This window comes from Streptomyces sp. NPDC030799 (assembly GCF_055572255.1).
This window is the reverse complement of the sequence record NZ_JBVIDS010000003.1, coordinates 239,688-254,839: the sequence shown is the minus strand read 5'-3', so window position 1 is coordinate 254,839 and position 15,152 is coordinate 239,688. Positions and strand designations below refer to the sequence as shown.

12 protein-coding genes are annotated in these 15,152 nt (G+C 68.3%); 7 read left to right on the top strand and 5 right to left on the bottom strand.

From position 1 onward, the window contains the following. Window positions 1-422 precede the first annotated feature (422 nt). Both ACZ41I_RS08680 and ACZ41I_RS08675 read left to right on the top strand, forming a co-directional pair. Window positions 423-557, top strand: a complete 135-nt coding sequence (locus ACZ41I_RS08680) for a hypothetical protein (protein ID WP_468513595.1) — start codon at window positions 423-425, stop codon at window positions 555-557. A gap of 477 nt (window positions 558-1,034) precedes the next feature. Further along, window positions 1,035-1,277: a hypothetical protein gene (locus ACZ41I_RS08675; protein WP_468513594.1), complete on the top strand. Its 243-nt coding sequence runs from the start codon at window positions 1,035-1,037 to the stop codon at window positions 1,275-1,277. A gap of 176 nt (window positions 1,278-1,453) precedes the next feature. On the opposite strand, the gene ACZ41I_RS08670 is transcribed toward ACZ41I_RS08675, so the two are convergent. Continuing rightward, the gene (locus tag ACZ41I_RS08670) at window positions 1,454-2,272 is read right to left on the bottom strand and encodes a hypothetical protein (RefSeq protein WP_468513593.1); all 819 of its coding nucleotides are present in this window, start codon (window positions 2,270-2,272) and stop codon (window positions 1,454-1,456) included. A 725-nt stretch (window positions 2,273-2,997) separates the two neighbouring features. Between ACZ41I_RS08670 and ACZ41I_RS08665 the strand changes: the two genes are divergently transcribed. Next, complete coding sequence (locus ACZ41I_RS08665) at window positions 2,998-3,486, top strand: hypothetical protein (protein WP_468513592.1); 489 nt, start codon at window positions 2,998-3,000, stop codon at window positions 3,484-3,486. Between the two features lie 175 nt (window positions 3,487-3,661). Here the strand turns inward: ACZ41I_RS08665 and ACZ41I_RS08660 are convergent, their stop codons facing one another. Next, the gene (locus ACZ41I_RS08660; RefSeq protein ID WP_468513591.1) at window positions 3,662-4,600 is read right to left on the bottom strand and encodes a class I SAM-dependent methyltransferase; all 939 of its coding nucleotides are present in this window, start codon (window positions 4,598-4,600) and stop codon (window positions 3,662-3,664) included. A gap of 88 nt (window positions 4,601-4,688) precedes the next feature. Further along, window positions 4,689-5,483: a S1 family peptidase gene (locus tag ACZ41I_RS08655; protein ID WP_468513590.1), complete on the bottom strand. Its 795-nt coding sequence runs from the start codon at window positions 5,481-5,483 to the stop codon at window positions 4,689-4,691. A gap of 354 nt (window positions 5,484-5,837) precedes the next feature. Here ACZ41I_RS08655 and ACZ41I_RS08650 point away from each other — a divergent pair, with 354 nt between their 5' ends. Continuing rightward, window positions 5,838-8,489 carry a WD40/YVTN/BNR-like repeat-containing protein gene (locus ACZ41I_RS08650; protein ID WP_468513589.1) on the top strand — a complete coding sequence of 884 codons (2,652 nt, stop codon included), beginning with the start codon at window positions 5,838-5,840 and terminating at the stop codon, window positions 8,487-8,489. Window positions 8,490-8,916: 427 nt separating this feature from the next. Continuing rightward, on the top strand, window positions 8,917-9,906 hold the full coding sequence (locus ACZ41I_RS08645) for an ornithine cyclodeaminase family protein (RefSeq protein ID WP_399775834.1): 990 nt from the start codon (window positions 8,917-8,919) through the stop codon (window positions 9,904-9,906). A gap of 163 nt (window positions 9,907-10,069) precedes the next feature. Here ACZ41I_RS08645 and ACZ41I_RS08640 read toward each other — a convergent pair whose 3' ends face one another. Next, a complete protein-coding gene (locus ACZ41I_RS08640) occupies window positions 10,070-10,759 on the bottom strand; it encodes a hypothetical protein (RefSeq protein ID WP_468513588.1) in 690 nt (229 codons plus the stop codon). Between the two features lie 447 nt (window positions 10,760-11,206). Here ACZ41I_RS08640 and ACZ41I_RS08635 point away from each other — a divergent pair, with 447 nt between their 5' ends. Continuing rightward, a complete protein-coding gene (locus ACZ41I_RS08635) occupies window positions 11,207-13,342 on the top strand; it encodes a hypothetical protein (RefSeq protein WP_468513587.1) in 2,136 nt (711 codons plus the stop codon). Window positions 13,343-14,006: 664 nt separating this feature from the next. Next, entirely contained in the window at window positions 14,007-14,357 is a 351-nt protein-coding gene (locus ACZ41I_RS08630; protein WP_363219703.1) for a hypothetical protein, read from the top strand. A gap of 185 nt (window positions 14,358-14,542) precedes the next feature. Here ACZ41I_RS08630 and ACZ41I_RS08625 read toward each other — a convergent pair whose 3' ends face one another. Then, window positions 14,543-15,061 (bottom strand): AMIN-like domain-containing (lipo)protein, encoded by a 519-nt coding sequence (locus ACZ41I_RS08625; protein WP_468325328.1) that lies wholly within the window; start codon window positions 15,059-15,061, stop codon window positions 14,543-14,545. Window positions 15,062-15,152: the final 91 nt, after the last annotated feature.

Here is a 15,152-nt window from a genome sequence, read left to right as displayed (position 1 = left end):
GTGACCGAGCTGGGCAGGCCGTGGCTGAGCCGGGACCAGCGGGTCGGAGTCCTGGCGTCGGCTGGGCTCGCCGGGCGACTGTCACCCGCTTGGTCGGTTGACTCAAGTGCCCGACTTGCGGATCCGCAGGGGCCGCGCGAACGCTGGAATGGGGGAAGGACGAGGGGGCGTGAACGCCTGCCTGGGCGTTGGAAAGGAAATAAACAGCATGTCTGTTTGAAGTGTGGCGTCAGCGCGCCTCACGGACGGCCGTCCGCAGTTGTTCGCGGAAGCAGTCATGGACTGTTCACCACCTGGAAGGTGAGCGAGCACCCGGACGCCGGCTGGACCGGCTGGCAGCCGTTCGAATTCGACCACGGCGCGCCGCCTGGGCCGACTGGGCGAAGTTCAACGGTCTGCCGGGATCGGCCCGCAGCGTGGGCGTGGCTACTCTGACGGACGGCCGTCCGCAGATCGTGGTCGGTACCGACACCGGTTCGGTGTCCTCGTGGAAGGTGAGCACCGACCCCGACGACACCTGGTCCGAGTGGTCCTCCTTCGACGGTCCGCCCACCTGATCCCGAGGCGCACGGCGTCATACGACTGCTTAAGCGTGGTGACCAAGGCTGTGACCGAGCTGAACATCTGCCTTGTATGGCAACGGCACCCTGCAGGGCCGTATGTGAATCGTGGACGGCAGCTCATCCCGGTCCGCGACCGAATTGCCACCTCCAGCCGCAACTACCGGCTCTCTCAGGCGTCGCCTACGGGTGCCGATCACGCTGCAGCGCTGCCGCAGTCGTTGTGCGAGGAAGCGCAGGGCAGGGGCGGACACGTAGACGCCCGACGGGTAGACAAGCACACGAAGCCTCTGCCGGGGGCGGTACTTCTTGGCCGGAACCCATCTACCAGTCGCTTCACCACGTCGCCAGCTCAACTGCTGAACAATTCAGGCACGTTGGCGCGACTCACCGACTGACATGGGGGGACCGTGACGTACGGGACTACTGGTTCGCAGTCCGTCAAGGGAGGCCGCCCGCCGCATTGTGGATCTCGTGCTGACCGAGGACGACGTCTACCTTGACAGCCTCCCGCCGGAGGAGGTCGAGGCCTCCATCGGCACTCCGTTGGTCGAGGTGGCGAAGATGCTGGACGAGCCCATCGGCGAGAAGGGGTTTCGGGGCGGCGTTCGGCTCCTGCTGGAGGTAGGCGCGGACGTGGCGCCCCACATGCCGAGCGAGCTGCGTGACCTGTTCGAGGGGCTGCGCCGCGCCATGTGTGGCGTAACCGTGCGCTGAAAGGGTCCCGCCTGCTCACACAAACCCGGGCCCACTCGGCATCAAGCCGTTCATCAGCCACGAGGGGCCGCCCGATAGCCAGCCAGGTCATCGATGGCCCGCCGCTTGAGCCGGGATCCCCGTTCGTTCCGAGCTTTGACCCAGACGAGGCGGTCCGGTCCGCGGAAGTGTTCGCCTCAGTGGGGGTCCGGGTGTCTACTCACCCATAGCGCTGCGGCAATGGATTCTGCCGGTCCGCCAATTGGTTGCCAAGAACTGTCTCCGTCGCGTAGGCGCCAAACGCCACTTCGGTCTGGACTCAGGCCAAACACGCTTTCATAGGTGACGGAAAAATCGGCACCAGGACCGCCGAGGTAGCCCCATCCGGCAGGTTGATCAGGATTGTCCGCCGGATCAATATACCGATATCCATAAACGTCTCCCGTATCCGGGTTCGTGGCCACGATCCCCCAATTTCCGCCATAGAGTTGGCCTGCCGGGCCACCGACCTTGGTCCACGAGGTGTCATGACCGTCGTAGCGGTAGACACCACTTTTGTCCGGACTCAGGCCGTACACCGAATCTGCGGTGACTGCGAAGGAGGCGCCGGGACCTCCGATGTGTCGCCAGATGTCGGGTTCATTGCAGTACATGTACAGGTTTCCGGTATCCGGGTTCGTGGCCACAAACCCCCAAGGCCCGCCGTAGAGTTGGCCTGCCGGGCCACCGACCTTGGTCCACGAGGTGTCATGACCGTCGTAGCGGTAGACACCACTCTTATCTGGACTCAGGCCGTACACCGCGTCTTTGGTGACTGTGAAGGAGGCGCCGGGACCTCCGATGTGTCGCCAGATGTCGGGTTCATTGCAGTACATGTACAGGTTTCCGGTGTCCGGGTTGGTGGCTACCAACCCCAAATCCCCGCCGTAGAGTCGACCTGCCGGGCCGCCGACCTTCATCCAGCCCTCGTCGTGGTAGTGATAAACTCCGCTCTTGTCCGGGCTCAGGGCATACACGCTATATTCTGTAAGGGTCATCTCCTGACCTCCGTTAAGGATTTCTAATTCCTCTGGTGGTAAGGGAGCCTGAATGCAGTTAAATCGGTGCTTCGCCCCACGAAGGGCAACACTGGGAGCCGGTCACTGCTGGCCAACGACTTGGTCAGGTCTCGACGTTCATTCTCGCACCCAGAGGCCGTCCCCGCACGTTGAGCAGACATTGGCGCCCGCGCCCAGTTGGACATCCGGCCCACCGGGCACAGCCCCCGCCGCGGCCTGGTCACCGACTCCTCCCGCGCTCGCAACCCCGACGCCGTGGCGGAGAAGCAGGTCGGCTGGGCGCCCGGCTTCAAGGTGATGCGCCGCTACCGCGAGGAAGACAACGGGTTCAAGGAGAACGCCCTTCACGGGTGCTGCAGTTCGGCGCCAGACGCAGACCGAGGAGCTGAGCGAGGCCCTGGAACGGGCTGCAGCCGACGTCGCAGCCGCCAGGCTCGATGTGCCCACGGGGCAGCCGCTCGTCACCAATGCCGACGACCTCCACCGGCGGGACCGAGCATCGGGAACAGCAGGCGCCGTAATCAGAAACAGGTTCTCACTGAGCTTCCCCACTCCGTTGAGAACCGGACCGAGTGGGGCGAAGAGCATCCCTGGTCGTTTTCAAGAATCCCCATCAGGTGGTGTCTAGGCAAACGACACCCCCTAGACGAGGAGCTGACCCGCCTGCTGCGGGGCGAGTAGCCGTGCGCAGAGGGCCGCTGAAGCCGGCGGTCTCGGCCGACCGGGTGCGGGCCGCGCTGATGGAGGCCCGCCTGGCCGGGCTGAGGCTCCCCCACTTGGTCGCGGCGACGGAACTGTCGCCGTGGCAGGCCCGCCGGGGCCTGGGCCTGCTGCGGGACATCGCGGTCGAGGAACATCTGACCGCCGATCATCTGGACGCTGGCCGACGGGTACCGCTTCGCCGGGGATCCGGTCGAGCTGGAAGCCCACGAACAGGCGATCTTCCGGCGGAAGCTGAACGAGTTCGCCCGGCTGATCACTGGCACCGTCGGCCCGCACGCGAGATGGATCCGGACGATGAGTGGGTGCAGCTGGTCCTGGCCCAGCTCAACGGCATCAAGGCGGCGCTGGACATGCTGGTGAAGTTCCGCCGCACCCCTGGACCCCGCCCACGCGTGGCAACCTCACGCGCGAACAAGGTTTCGTCGTGGTCCAGAGCCGTGCGCGCCTGAGGTCACCCCGCACGCGATCTCACGCTTGCCGCCGTCGAGGGGTGCCGAGCCGTCCTCGCACCGTCAGCCGGCCAAGGGCCGTCCGGGACTCGGCTCCGTCAAGAACTGGGCAACAAGCGATCACGGTCTGAACTCTCCGCCCGCGAGGGGCGCCCCATCGGCTGGGCAGCGCGCCTCACCCCATTCGGCGGCGACGCCCGCGTGTAGGCGAATGCCCGTCCCGTGGACGCTCCGCGCCCAGGTGCCGAGAAGTCCCACGACGCGCCGTGACCAGCATGCCGGTCGACTGAAGGCGCACTCCTGCCGAACCCTGATACCGGCGCAGCACAGCAGGGAGCGCGGCCCGGGCCCGACGATCCGCCTCCGGTCCTTGGCTCGCCAGGTGCAGTCGGATCGGACACCAGTCGGCCAGGAAGGCCGCGGCATCCTCCACTTCCTCGCCCCAGGTCTGCACGACGCTCACAGGCCGGGCGTTCACCTCAGTGAATCCCGCCCCCTCCAGGACTTTATGGACACGATCCGGTGAGGACAGTGACATACCGATGTTTTCTGCCGAGCTGACTTCCTCATCTGGACGGGCCCGCCCGCCTGCGGCATCCAGCGCCTCTCCCAGCTCGCTGCCGTCCAAGGGCCCCGGTGTCAGGAACACAACCCGCCCCCCGGGCCGTGATGAGCGCGCGACGTTGGTGAAAGCCTTGCCGGGATCGGCAAAGAACATAACCCCCAGCCGGCTGATGGCCACGTCATAACCGGCCTCGGGCAGGGCATGGACCTGCGCGTCGCCCACCACGAACTTCACATGAGTCAGATGCGGCTGCGCCGCTCCCGCGCGGGCCAGGTCCACCAACCGCCGGTTGATGTCGATGCCTGTCACCTCACCGTGTGCTGCCCGTTCAGCGGCCGCACGTGTCAACTGCCCGGCACCGCAGCCGATATCAAGCACCCGATCCTTCTCCTTGATATCAGCCGCATCAAGGATGAGCGGGTTGAAGACACCCATCACCGCGTCGTAGCGCGCGGCGTACCGGGCCCAGTGCTCCCCGTCCGCACCAGCCCAATCCGTGACCATGCTCCCTGCCAGTGGCGATGTCTCATACGCCTTGTCTGTCGTCATGGCAGTGAGCGTTCCCGTGATCTTGGTGGTTCTGTCAGGGTTCAGACATAATTCGGCTGTTTGATCCAGCGATTTCTTGTTCGTCTGTTCAGCTCACACTCGTCCGGGGCTCGCCGTATGCGCTGAGTGCCTCGGGGACCGGCTGGTAGAACGTCGTGCCGCCGGAGTCGCCGGGCTCGGTGCAGACGGTGGTCTGGATCAAGCCGCTGACCGTGCCGCCGCCCTGGTAGCGGACGCTGACGTTGAGTGCGTTCACGGTGCCGCCGTGGGTGCCGGAGGTGGAGCCGGTGCGCTTGGCGTTCTCGCCGGCGTAGGCGTTCGCCGCGGTGTAGCCGCCGGGGTGGCTGAGGGCGGTGTTGTCGTAGCGGATCAGCGCGTAGTCGTTGCCGGGGAAGTCGTAGCCGATGGTCGGGCCGATGAGGGTGGTGTGGGCCTGGTTGGTGTACCAGGTCTTGGCGACCTTGCCGCAGTGACCTGCGGTGAGGAAGTAGTGGGTGCTGCCGCTGGCCACGCTGAACCCCAGCGAACAGCGGTACTGACCACCGTAGATGGCGTCGCCGGCGCTCAGCAGTGGCCGGAAGACTCCGTCGGCGTGCCGGACCTGTACGGCACCGGGGTCACCGCCGGCGGCCTTCTCGATGCGGGCGATCGCGGCCTTGGTGACCGTACTGTCGGCCGTGACGACGACGTGCCTGGACGCCTGGTCGACGTACCAGGAGACGCCGTCGACACCGGCCCGGGCGATGTTGTCCGAAACGCGGGCCAGTTGCGCCGCGCCGCGAACCGCGGTGCCCGCGGCAGCGGCGCTGGGCGCTCCCGACCAGAATGGCGTGTTCCTGACATATGCCGACCGGTGAGGATGCCGCCGAAGGGCTCCGCGCACAAGGGACTCACGGCAACGGAAATCCGGCACCCGGTTCGGGCCGCCCGCGCTGCCCCCGCCTCGCATGCCGCCTCCAGTCGGTCGCCCGGTGGTCGGGTGTGGACGGGTAGGGGTGCTGGTAACGAAGAACGGGTCGGCTGCGCTGCAAGTGGTGGGGTGTGTCGTCATGTCGAGAGGCGGGATGGCGAACGGGCCTATTTTTGACAAATATTACGTTTGTTGACTTATAAAGTCGCTGTAAACATCTGGGGTTGAGGGTGGGCGGGGGAGTACGGTTCCGGCGCTCGGCAGTAGGAGATCAGGTGCGGCCGTAGGGGCGGCCGCGACTTACGCCGAAGAAGCCGGAGACAGTCCATGCGTGTGTATTCCGCGCGGCGCAGACCGCGCCGCGAGGCGGAGAGCGGTGGCCGAAGGGTGCTCGCCGCCGCGGCCGCCGTACTTCTGATAGCGGGGACGGGACCCGTCGCCGCGTTCGGGGCTGGCGACACCGACTCCGGCCGCCATGAGGTGGCGGGCGAGGAGTCCCATGAACTGATGGAGTCCCTGGACGCGTTCAACGAGCCGAGGCTCTCGCCCAGCGGCGAGGTCTCTTCGGGCGCCTACGCCGACGCCTGGGCGCACATCAAGAACATGCCTGTCACGTCCGGCAGTTGGTCCGAGGTCACCACCTCGCCGTACGACGAGGACGCGCTGCACTACCGTGACCGGTCGGCCTCCAACTCCGGTGGTGGCGCGGGGCACTCGGCGGGCCGGATCGCCGCCCTGGCCACCGACCCGACGCACCAGGGCGTGGTCTACGCGGGCGCCGCCGGCGGCGGTGTGTTCCGCTCCACCGATGACGGGAAGACCTGGACACCGATCGCCGACCGGCTGCCCGCGCTGTCCGTGGGCGCCCTCGCGGTCGCGCCCGACGGCTCGCTGTGGCTGGCCACCGGCGAGGCGACCACCGCCTCCGACAACTACCTGGGCAGCGGCGTCTACCGCCTCGCGGACCCGGTCACCGGCACCTTCAGCGAGAGCGACAAGGTGGGCGGCACGGAACTGGACTCCGCCTCCATCCACACCCTCACCTTCGACAAGGCCGCCGGTTACGTCTTCGCGGCCTCCTCGCACGGCGTCTTCCGGCGCCCGCTGTCGGCCGGGCAGTCCACCGCCTGGACGAAGGTCCTCGCCCCGTGCGCGGGCGTCGGCATCAGCGGCGTGGGCTGCGGGGTGGACGGCCACTACGCGGACATCGCCAACGACATCGCCGTACAGCCCGGCACCGGCGGCACGAAGCTGCTGGCCAATGTGGCCTGGCGCAGCGGCGCCGACTACAACGGCTTCTACTACTCCGACGACGCGGGCACCACCTGGAAGCGCGCCAACCCGACCGGGGCGATCAACCCCGCCGAGATCGGCAACGCCGCCTTCGCCTACGCGGCCGACGGCAGCAGGCTCTACGTCTCGATGGAGTCCCCCAAACTCCTCAACAAGTCCTCCGGTTCCGGGGTGTACTCCGTCCTCGCCGGTGTGTACGTCAGCCAGAGCGGCAACGCGAGCGGCTCGTTCAAGCAGATCGCGACCTCCTCGTCGCTGTCGGCGTCCGGCTCCGCGATGAAGATCAACGAGATCGGCAGCGGCTACCAGCCCGGCTCCCAGGCCTGGTACGACCAGGTCGTCGCGGTCGACCCGAGCGACCCGAACCACGTCTACCTGGGCCTTGAGGAGATGTTCGAGTCCCGGGACGGCGGCGCCACCTGGAAGACGATCGGCCGTTACTGGAACTTCGGCATGCCGTGCTTCTCGTACGACCCGGCCGCGAACTCCTGCGACGGTGACGTGATGCACTCCGACCAGCACGCCCTCGCCTTCTCCCAGTGGAAGGGCAGCACGCCGGAGGTGTTCGTCGGCAACGACGGCGGCGCCTACGCCCGCCCCACCACACAGACCACCACCGGCTGGCGCAACCTCAACGCATCGGGCACCCTGCGCAACCTCCAGTACTACTCGGTACGCGCGGGCAGGATGACCGACGGCAGCGGCGAGGCCGTCTGGGGCGGCCTGCAGGACAACGGCGTCTCGCTGCTCGCCCCCAAGGGCGCCACCTACCAGGGGCGCCGGCTCAACCCGAACGGCGAGATGGTCTCCCCGTTCGGCGGTGACGGCGGCGACCAACTGGTCAACCCCGCCAACGGCTGCCAGACGGTCGGCGAGTACGTCGACCTGGCGCTGCAGATCACGAACAACTGCGGCTACACCGCCAGTGACGACGGCTCCGAGGACGTCATCACCGACATCGCACCCGGCGACCCCGGCGCCCGCTTCATCGCCCCGTTCAGCGCGGACGAGACCGACCCGAACGGCCTGTGGGTCGCAGGCGGCCAGTACGTCTGGGGCAACACCACGACCTGGAAGAGCACCTCCGGCGCCGACTGGACCAAGCTGTACGACCTGGGCGCCGGCCACTCCGCCTCCGCGGTCGCCAGCCGGGGCCACGTGACGTGGGCGGCCTGGTGCGGCCCCTGCTCGAAGGTCGACGGCACCTTCGGGCGGGGCATCGCCACCAACTACGGCGGCACCTGGCACCAGGTGAACCTGCCCGCCGCCTTCCCCAACCGCTACATCTCCGGCCTGACCATCGACCCGTCCGACGTCTCCGGCAAGACGGTCTACGCGGTGATCAACGGCTTCTCGCGGCACTGGAACGAGGGCCCCGGCGCCGGCTACGGCCACGTCTGGAAGACCACCGACGGCGGCACGACCTGGACGGACATCAGCGGCGACCCCGCGGCCAGGGGCTCCTTCCCGGACGCCCCCGCCAACGCGGCGCTCGTCACCAAGAACGGCGCCCTCGTGGTCGCCACCGACCTGGGCGTGTTCACCAGCACCTCGGCGGGCCACTGGACGCGCTTGGGCACGAACCTGCCCACCTCCCCGGCGGTCTACCTCTCATCCGGCCCGGACGGCGGCCAGGTGTACGTGGCCACCCACGGCCGCGGCATCTGGAGGACACAGACCCCGTAACGCCCGAGCCCGGGCACGGTGACGGCAGGCACAACGCCGGATGCCCTCAGCCAGGTTCCTGGCCGAGGGCATCCCGCGTTCGCAGACCTTGCGTCAGGCCCCTCGACCACTGCCCGCAACACACGCCACTTGTACGTGGCGGCGTGGACACACGCCGGTGAGCTGCCCGCAGGCGCGGAGAGCATTCCTCGGCGCGGTCACGGGCCTCGATGTCAAAGGGGCCGATCCCGCATGCGCAGGGAGCACGGCTGTACACCGTGTGCCGGATCCGTACACGGGGCCCATTGCCGGCGTACACACTGATGTGCTCAGGCGTGTATGGATGAACGTGCTCAGGAGAGCGGCGTGTCACCGCCGGGGCAAGGTGGCTGCGGTCGACGCTCCGACGGAGTGGCCTCGGGCCGGGAGGGACAGGGAGATGGGACGCATGCTGGTACTGGGGCGCTCGCAGGTCGAGGCCCTGCTCGACGTGGACGCGCTGATCGACGCCCTGGCCTCGGCGATGGCGGACCTCAGTGCGGGCCACGCCTCGGCCCCTGACCGCGTCGCCGCGCTGGTGCCCGAGCGTGAGGGGTTCCTGGCGGCGATGCCGGGCTTCGTGCCCTCGGCCGGGGTGCTCATGAGCAAGCTGGTCTCCCTCTTCCCGCACAATGCCGGGACACGGCTGCCGACCCACCAGGCGCTGATCGTGGTGTTCGATCCGGACACCGGCGAGCCTGCGGCGTTGCTGGACGGTTCGGTCATCACCGCGGCGCGGACCGGCGCCTGCTCGGCGCTTTCGGTGCGGCTGCTGGCGCGCGAGGACGCGACGGTGCTGGCGATCCTGGGCACCGGCGTGCAGGCCCGGTCCCACGCCCGCGCGATCTGCCGGGTCCGCCCGATCCGGCAGATCCGGGTGGCCGGCCCGGACCCGGCCAAGGCGGCCGCCCTGGCAGAGGAGCTGTCGTCCGTGCTGGAGACAGAGGTCTGTGCGGCATCCAGCTATGCCGAGGCGCTCGACGGCGCGGACATCGCCGCCGCGACCACCCATGCCCTCCACCCCGTGATCCGCCGCCCCTGGCTGACACCCGGGGTGCACATCACGTCGGTGGGGTACAACCCGGCCGGTCGCGAGGTCGACGACGCCACGGTCGTCGATGCTCTGGTGTGCGTCGAATCGAGGCAGGCCGCGCTGGCCCCTTTCCCGACGGGCAGCAATGACCTGCTGGTGCCGATCCGCGACGGCCTCATCACGGCCGAGCACGTGCACGCCGAGCTGGGCGAACTCGTCGTCGGCAGCAAAACGGGACGCAGCTCGCCAGAGCAGATCACCCTCTACAAATCGGTCGGCGTCGCAGTGCAGGACGCCGCGGCCGCGGCCCTGGTCGTCGCCGCCGCCCGCGAGCAGTCAATCGGCGAGGAGATCACCTTGCGGTGATGCCGATGCCCGGCGTGTGTTGTCGGCGTCATCCGGCCACAGCCGTGCCTCGGTGCGCACCTGAAGGTAGCCGGCCGATCGAGCGCCGGCCTCCTGGGCAGGCGTCCCGGTGCGCCACCCGGCTCCTAGGGGGTGCCCACCGGCCTGATCCGAACGACACCCCCTAGCCCCCGACGTCGCCTGATTTCAGTACCCCCACGGACGCGGGAGGCTGGACATCCAAGGGTTCGTCGAACGCGCTGAACGACGTGGTGGTGAGGTTTCCGCCGCCTTTGTAGACGGTCCTCAGCAGGTACGGCTTGCCCTCGGTGGCCACGTAGAAGGTGTACGTCCCTCCCTTGTCTGCTTTGTCCGTGACCTTCAGCGCGACCGCCTTCCGGTCGCCGATGCGGGTGTTCTTCCCCTTCTCTGCCTTGCCGAAAGAGGCGAACGTCCAGGTGCACGCGGCCAGTCCGTCCCCGGGCTGCGCCTGGTCGGCGGGCTCCTTCACCCACTGCTTCAGCCGGAGGCCGTCGATCTTCCTGCCGCTCCAGTTGCCGAGGTACGTTTCGTCCGGGCGGACGTAGTCGGTCCCACCGATCCTGATCTGTTCGAGGCTGCCGTGCTCGGCCCAGGTGGTCTTCGCCCTGCACCGGTTCTTGAGATCAGTCTCGAGGCGGGTCGTCACCGTGCCGTTGGCCGCGGTGTTGGTCATCTCCACGGTCACGGAACGCAGTGCGCGCATCGTGCCGTTGGCCTCGTGGAGCAGGTCGGCCGCGGACTTTCCCTCACCACCGTCCCCGGCCGCGCACCCGGTGAGCGCGGCCCCGGTCAGCAGACACACCAGTGCCCTGGTCATACGAATCGTGCGCACGGGCCCCCACTCCGTCTTCCCCTTGATGATCACGCCCATGATCGGCAGCGGGAGCCTACCAGCCCCGGCCGGGGCGGTAAGGGCACTCGCCGCCGCCAGGACCAAGGGCGGCGTCACCCCGACGACCTGCACGGTCGGGGAACTCCCCGTCGAGCAGCCGCAGCGGACGCGCCGTCAGAGGCAGCCGCTGCGCGAATACGCGAGCCCGCCCGGCATTAGCCAGCCCGATGTCCCATGAGACACATCAAAGTCTGTGGAACGACGGCACCGGCCATCCTGTGTCCGCGGCTCAGCAAACTCGCCCCTCGCGGCCTTCGTTGTGATCAGTGCACCTTCCCGTCTCGCGGCTGCGAGGTGCCGGGCCGCACGGTAGATTGAGATCGGGCGTGGTGTCGGATTTCACCCGGGTGCAGGCGTGTTGGCCGTCCCGACGAGGAGCAGAACATCATGGCCAAATCCGTCCGCCTCGGCATCATCCGGGCCCGGCACGACACCACCGTGCCCGTCATCCCCGATCCCGCCTGCATCGCAATGCTCATGACCGGCGACCACGCCCTGCTGCGGTTCTGGGAAAACACCACCCGGGGACACCTCGACTTCGTCGACTCGTCGATGTTCCCGTGGGTCGACATGACGATGGGGACTGACACCTCCCGGGACGCCCAGGCCCGCGCTGCCGTCGACGCGCTGCGCGCCCGGTTCCCCAACCCCCCGGAGTGGCCCGGACTCAACGGCCTGATCGTCATCATCCACCCGGGACAGCGCACAATGCCAAATCCTCGGGCGGGGCAGCCGGGCCAGCCCGCCACGATCACGCAGAGCTTCGACGGCGGTACGACCGGTGTCGACGGGTTGCCGGTGGCCGTGCTTCCGGTGATGTCGAGCGACCTCACCTTCATGTGTCACGAGGTCGGCCACGTCCTCGGCCTGGACCACACCTTCGGGCTCGACAACAACGGCACCGACTGGGATCCGACCGACGCCACCATCGTCGTAGGCCAGGAGTACGGCTCCCCCTACGACCTCATGTCATCGGCCACCTTCGCCGGCCGCTTCCTCGGCACGGGGCCGTTCTACTCCGGCCAGCCGACCTTCACCGGGCCGACGGTCACCAACTGGCCGTACGCCGGCGCCTCCTCCATGGGCCCGCACCTCTCGCGCGCGAACCTGCACCTGTTCATGCCGGACGCGCTGGCCGGACGGGTGGTCGAGGCGCCCTTCCCGCAGCCGGGCGCACCCGTCACCGCACGGATCGTGCCGGCGTCCGCGTCGAACGGCAGGTGCCTGCTCGTGCTGCACCCGCCCGGAGAGCCGGCCAACGGGGTGGGCCGGGTCTACGTCGAGTACCGCGTCCCGGCGGGCTGGGACGCCGGCATGGACCCCCAGGGGCCGAGCCTTTCGCGGGAAGGGGCGGTCGTCCACTCGATCGTCGACATCACCAACAAGGGCCCTCGCGCGTGGTACCGGGGATCGATACCGACGGCGTCGCCGGACACCGATGTCGCCGTCGCGACGACACCGCTCGTGGTGCGTACCGCAGCCGTCGATCCCGAGCGGCAATGGGTGGACCTGTCGGTCACGGCGGGCGCGGCGAAGGCGGCCGAGATCGTCCGGGGACTGCAGACCGACGACGTGGTCGGCGCCGTCGGTGAAGTGCAGCAGACCATGACGCCCTGTGGCGACCCCGTCCGCAGGGGGACCTTCGCCACCTCGACGACCGCCCGCTTCGGCGTGCGCAGCACCGGCTTCGGCGGCAGCGGCGAGCCTGTCGACCCGCAGCCCACCATCGCCTGGACCGTCGGCGGTGTGCCCCTGGGCGCGCCGAGCGGCAACGTCAGTGTTCCCGTGGACGGGACATCATTCACGCTCGACTACACGATCGATCCGGTCATGTCCGAGCTCACACTCACCTCCCGGGGCGGGGAACGCTACGAGACGCCCGCGGCGGTGACGGTCAGCGGGGACGGGACGACGGCGTCCGCCACCGCCGTGTTCACTGCGCAGGGGTGGTTCGAGGGAATCCACCCCGACGACGTGCAGAAGTTCGGTGACTGCCTGCGCCGGATCACGGAGCGGTACCGGCGGATGCCTGCGCCGTTCCGCAGGCCGACGCCCGAGCCGCCCTGGAGTGACCTGACGACGCGTCGGCTGGCTGAACAGGCCTGGCTCAGACAGGCGTTCCGGTTGATCGCCCAGCCACCGGACCTCGACGCCGCCGGCCGCGGCGAGCTGAGCCGGCTCCTCCAGGTGCAGGCGCCGCCCACCGCGTTCATCGACGCGCTGGGGGCGGCCGCGGTCGACTACAGCGTGCCGGAGGCGGACCTCACCGACTGGCTCCGGAACGCGGAGTTCACTCCCTACCCGGCGCTCGCCCAGTCGCTGCTGCTGAGGCTGGACAGCACGCGGTTGAAGCGTCCGGTGTTCCTGGACGTCATCGCGTTCAACTACGAGAACACGCCGGGGAAACCGACGCCGCGTCTCCTGGAGGACGTGGACACCGCCGTCCTGGAGGCGGCCGTGGTGGAGGGCTGGAACGTCCGGTATGGGGAGGCGGCGTCGGAGTTCGGGGAGTTGTTGGCGTGATGGTGCTGCTGATGCACAGGAGGTCGGACGGGCCGACTTGCCGTGTCGGGCGGTGAGGGCCCCGTGCACGATCCGGGCCAGGGTTACGCCGATCGTTGATCACGTAACTGGCCGAGGCGAGTTGCATCAGACCGCATACGAGATGCTGTTAGTACCGCCCGGGGACGGCTCGCTGTCGCGCCCTGAGCGGGGCCTGCTGACGTCGGCGTTGGAATGGCCCGGTGAGTTGCGCGGCGCCTCCTGGGGACAGCCAACTCATCTTGTACGACATTGGGCAGCTGTCGTCCGCCGGCAGGAACACCCCTTGGCGTTCCGCCGTACGCGGCGGGCGACGTCGTCGAGATGCCCCGTCGTGAGACGAACTCGCCGACGCCGCACGGGAGTTTCATTGCTGCCCCTGGTTCAGGGCCGAATAGCCCATGCCGCCTAGGGCTCGTGGCGCGGCCACACGGGTGGTTCTGCGGGGAGCGCCCGGACCCGAGTTCGGCCTCGTCGTGCCTTGATTTACAAGGGACTTGGGGCCGCCGTCGGGCCGACGCCCGTGCTCGTTGATCGGACGATCCGGCGTGCCGACGAGTACATCTCGGGCATTTACGCATTAACCTCTCGTCACCTTATGACGTGGCGGATCGCGTACGCGTCCGCTTCAACTCTCGGAGAAGACATGCGCAAGCCTCGCAAGACCGCTGTCGTGGCCATCCTTCTCGGCACCATCGGCTTCCTCGGCACCGGCACCGCCTACGCCCACGGGCAGGGACACGGGCACGGGCACGGGCACGGACACGGACACGCCCACGCACGCGGGCACGAAGGTCGAGAGAGCAGCGAGACTGTCCTCATCAACCAGAGCACCTCCTGCACGACGGCCGAAGAGAACGTCGACGTACAGGGCGAGTCCGGATTCGAGAACGGCCGAGAGGGCAATCAGTTCAACGGCAAGGGCTCACCTGGCTCGCAGACGACCAACGTCGGCTCAAGCCTGGGGTGCAACAACACGCTCGTCCTCGGCAAGTAGCCCACACAGTCCTGGCGCCGAGCCGCACGCTCGGCGTCGGTGCCGGGGCCCCGGTGGTCGAGGCAGCTGGTGGCGAGCCGGGCATGGCGCCGAGAGCGCCAGAACGGGGGTGGCCTTATGCGCGCACGATCACACTGGCACAGCCGCGGAGGCCACCCTCACGGGTGGCCTCCGTGCCGTTCGCATCAGGTGCATCGGTTGGTGTGCCTGACGTCGAGGACGAAGCGCTCCGGGGAGTGGAGCTTGTAGGTGTGGTAGACGGGCTTGGTGTGGAAGGCGGTCCCGAAGCTGACCACGCCCTCGAAGTCACTGGTCAGGGCGAGGCCCTCGAGCTGGGGGAGATGGATCTTCACCAGCCGGGGTCCTCGATAGACCGACTGTCCGGCCGCATTGTGTGCGGCGGCCGGAGAGAGCTTGATCTGAAGAAAATGCTTGCCGGGCAACGGGACCCGCTTGGCGGAGGGGTCGTAACGCAGTTCCTTGACCGGCTGCACGGTGACCGAGGGCATGCTGCCCCGTACATCGATGACGAGCCGATCGAAGGTGCAGTGCCCGCCCCATCGGGCGTTGACGACGAGTGCGGTGGCTGGGGCCTTGCTGGATGCCCCGGTCTGCCTGGCGGCCACCGCGGGAATCGCGGCACCGACTGCAGTGATGAGAACAAGCCCCGCAGCGACGGCCGTGCGGCGCAAATGGTGGTGCATGTGGTCCCCCGATCTTTCCTGGACGGGGACAGTGCTTTCACCATGAGAGACATCCGACCGAGCCGTACGGTTGCATCGCTTTTTCTGGGCG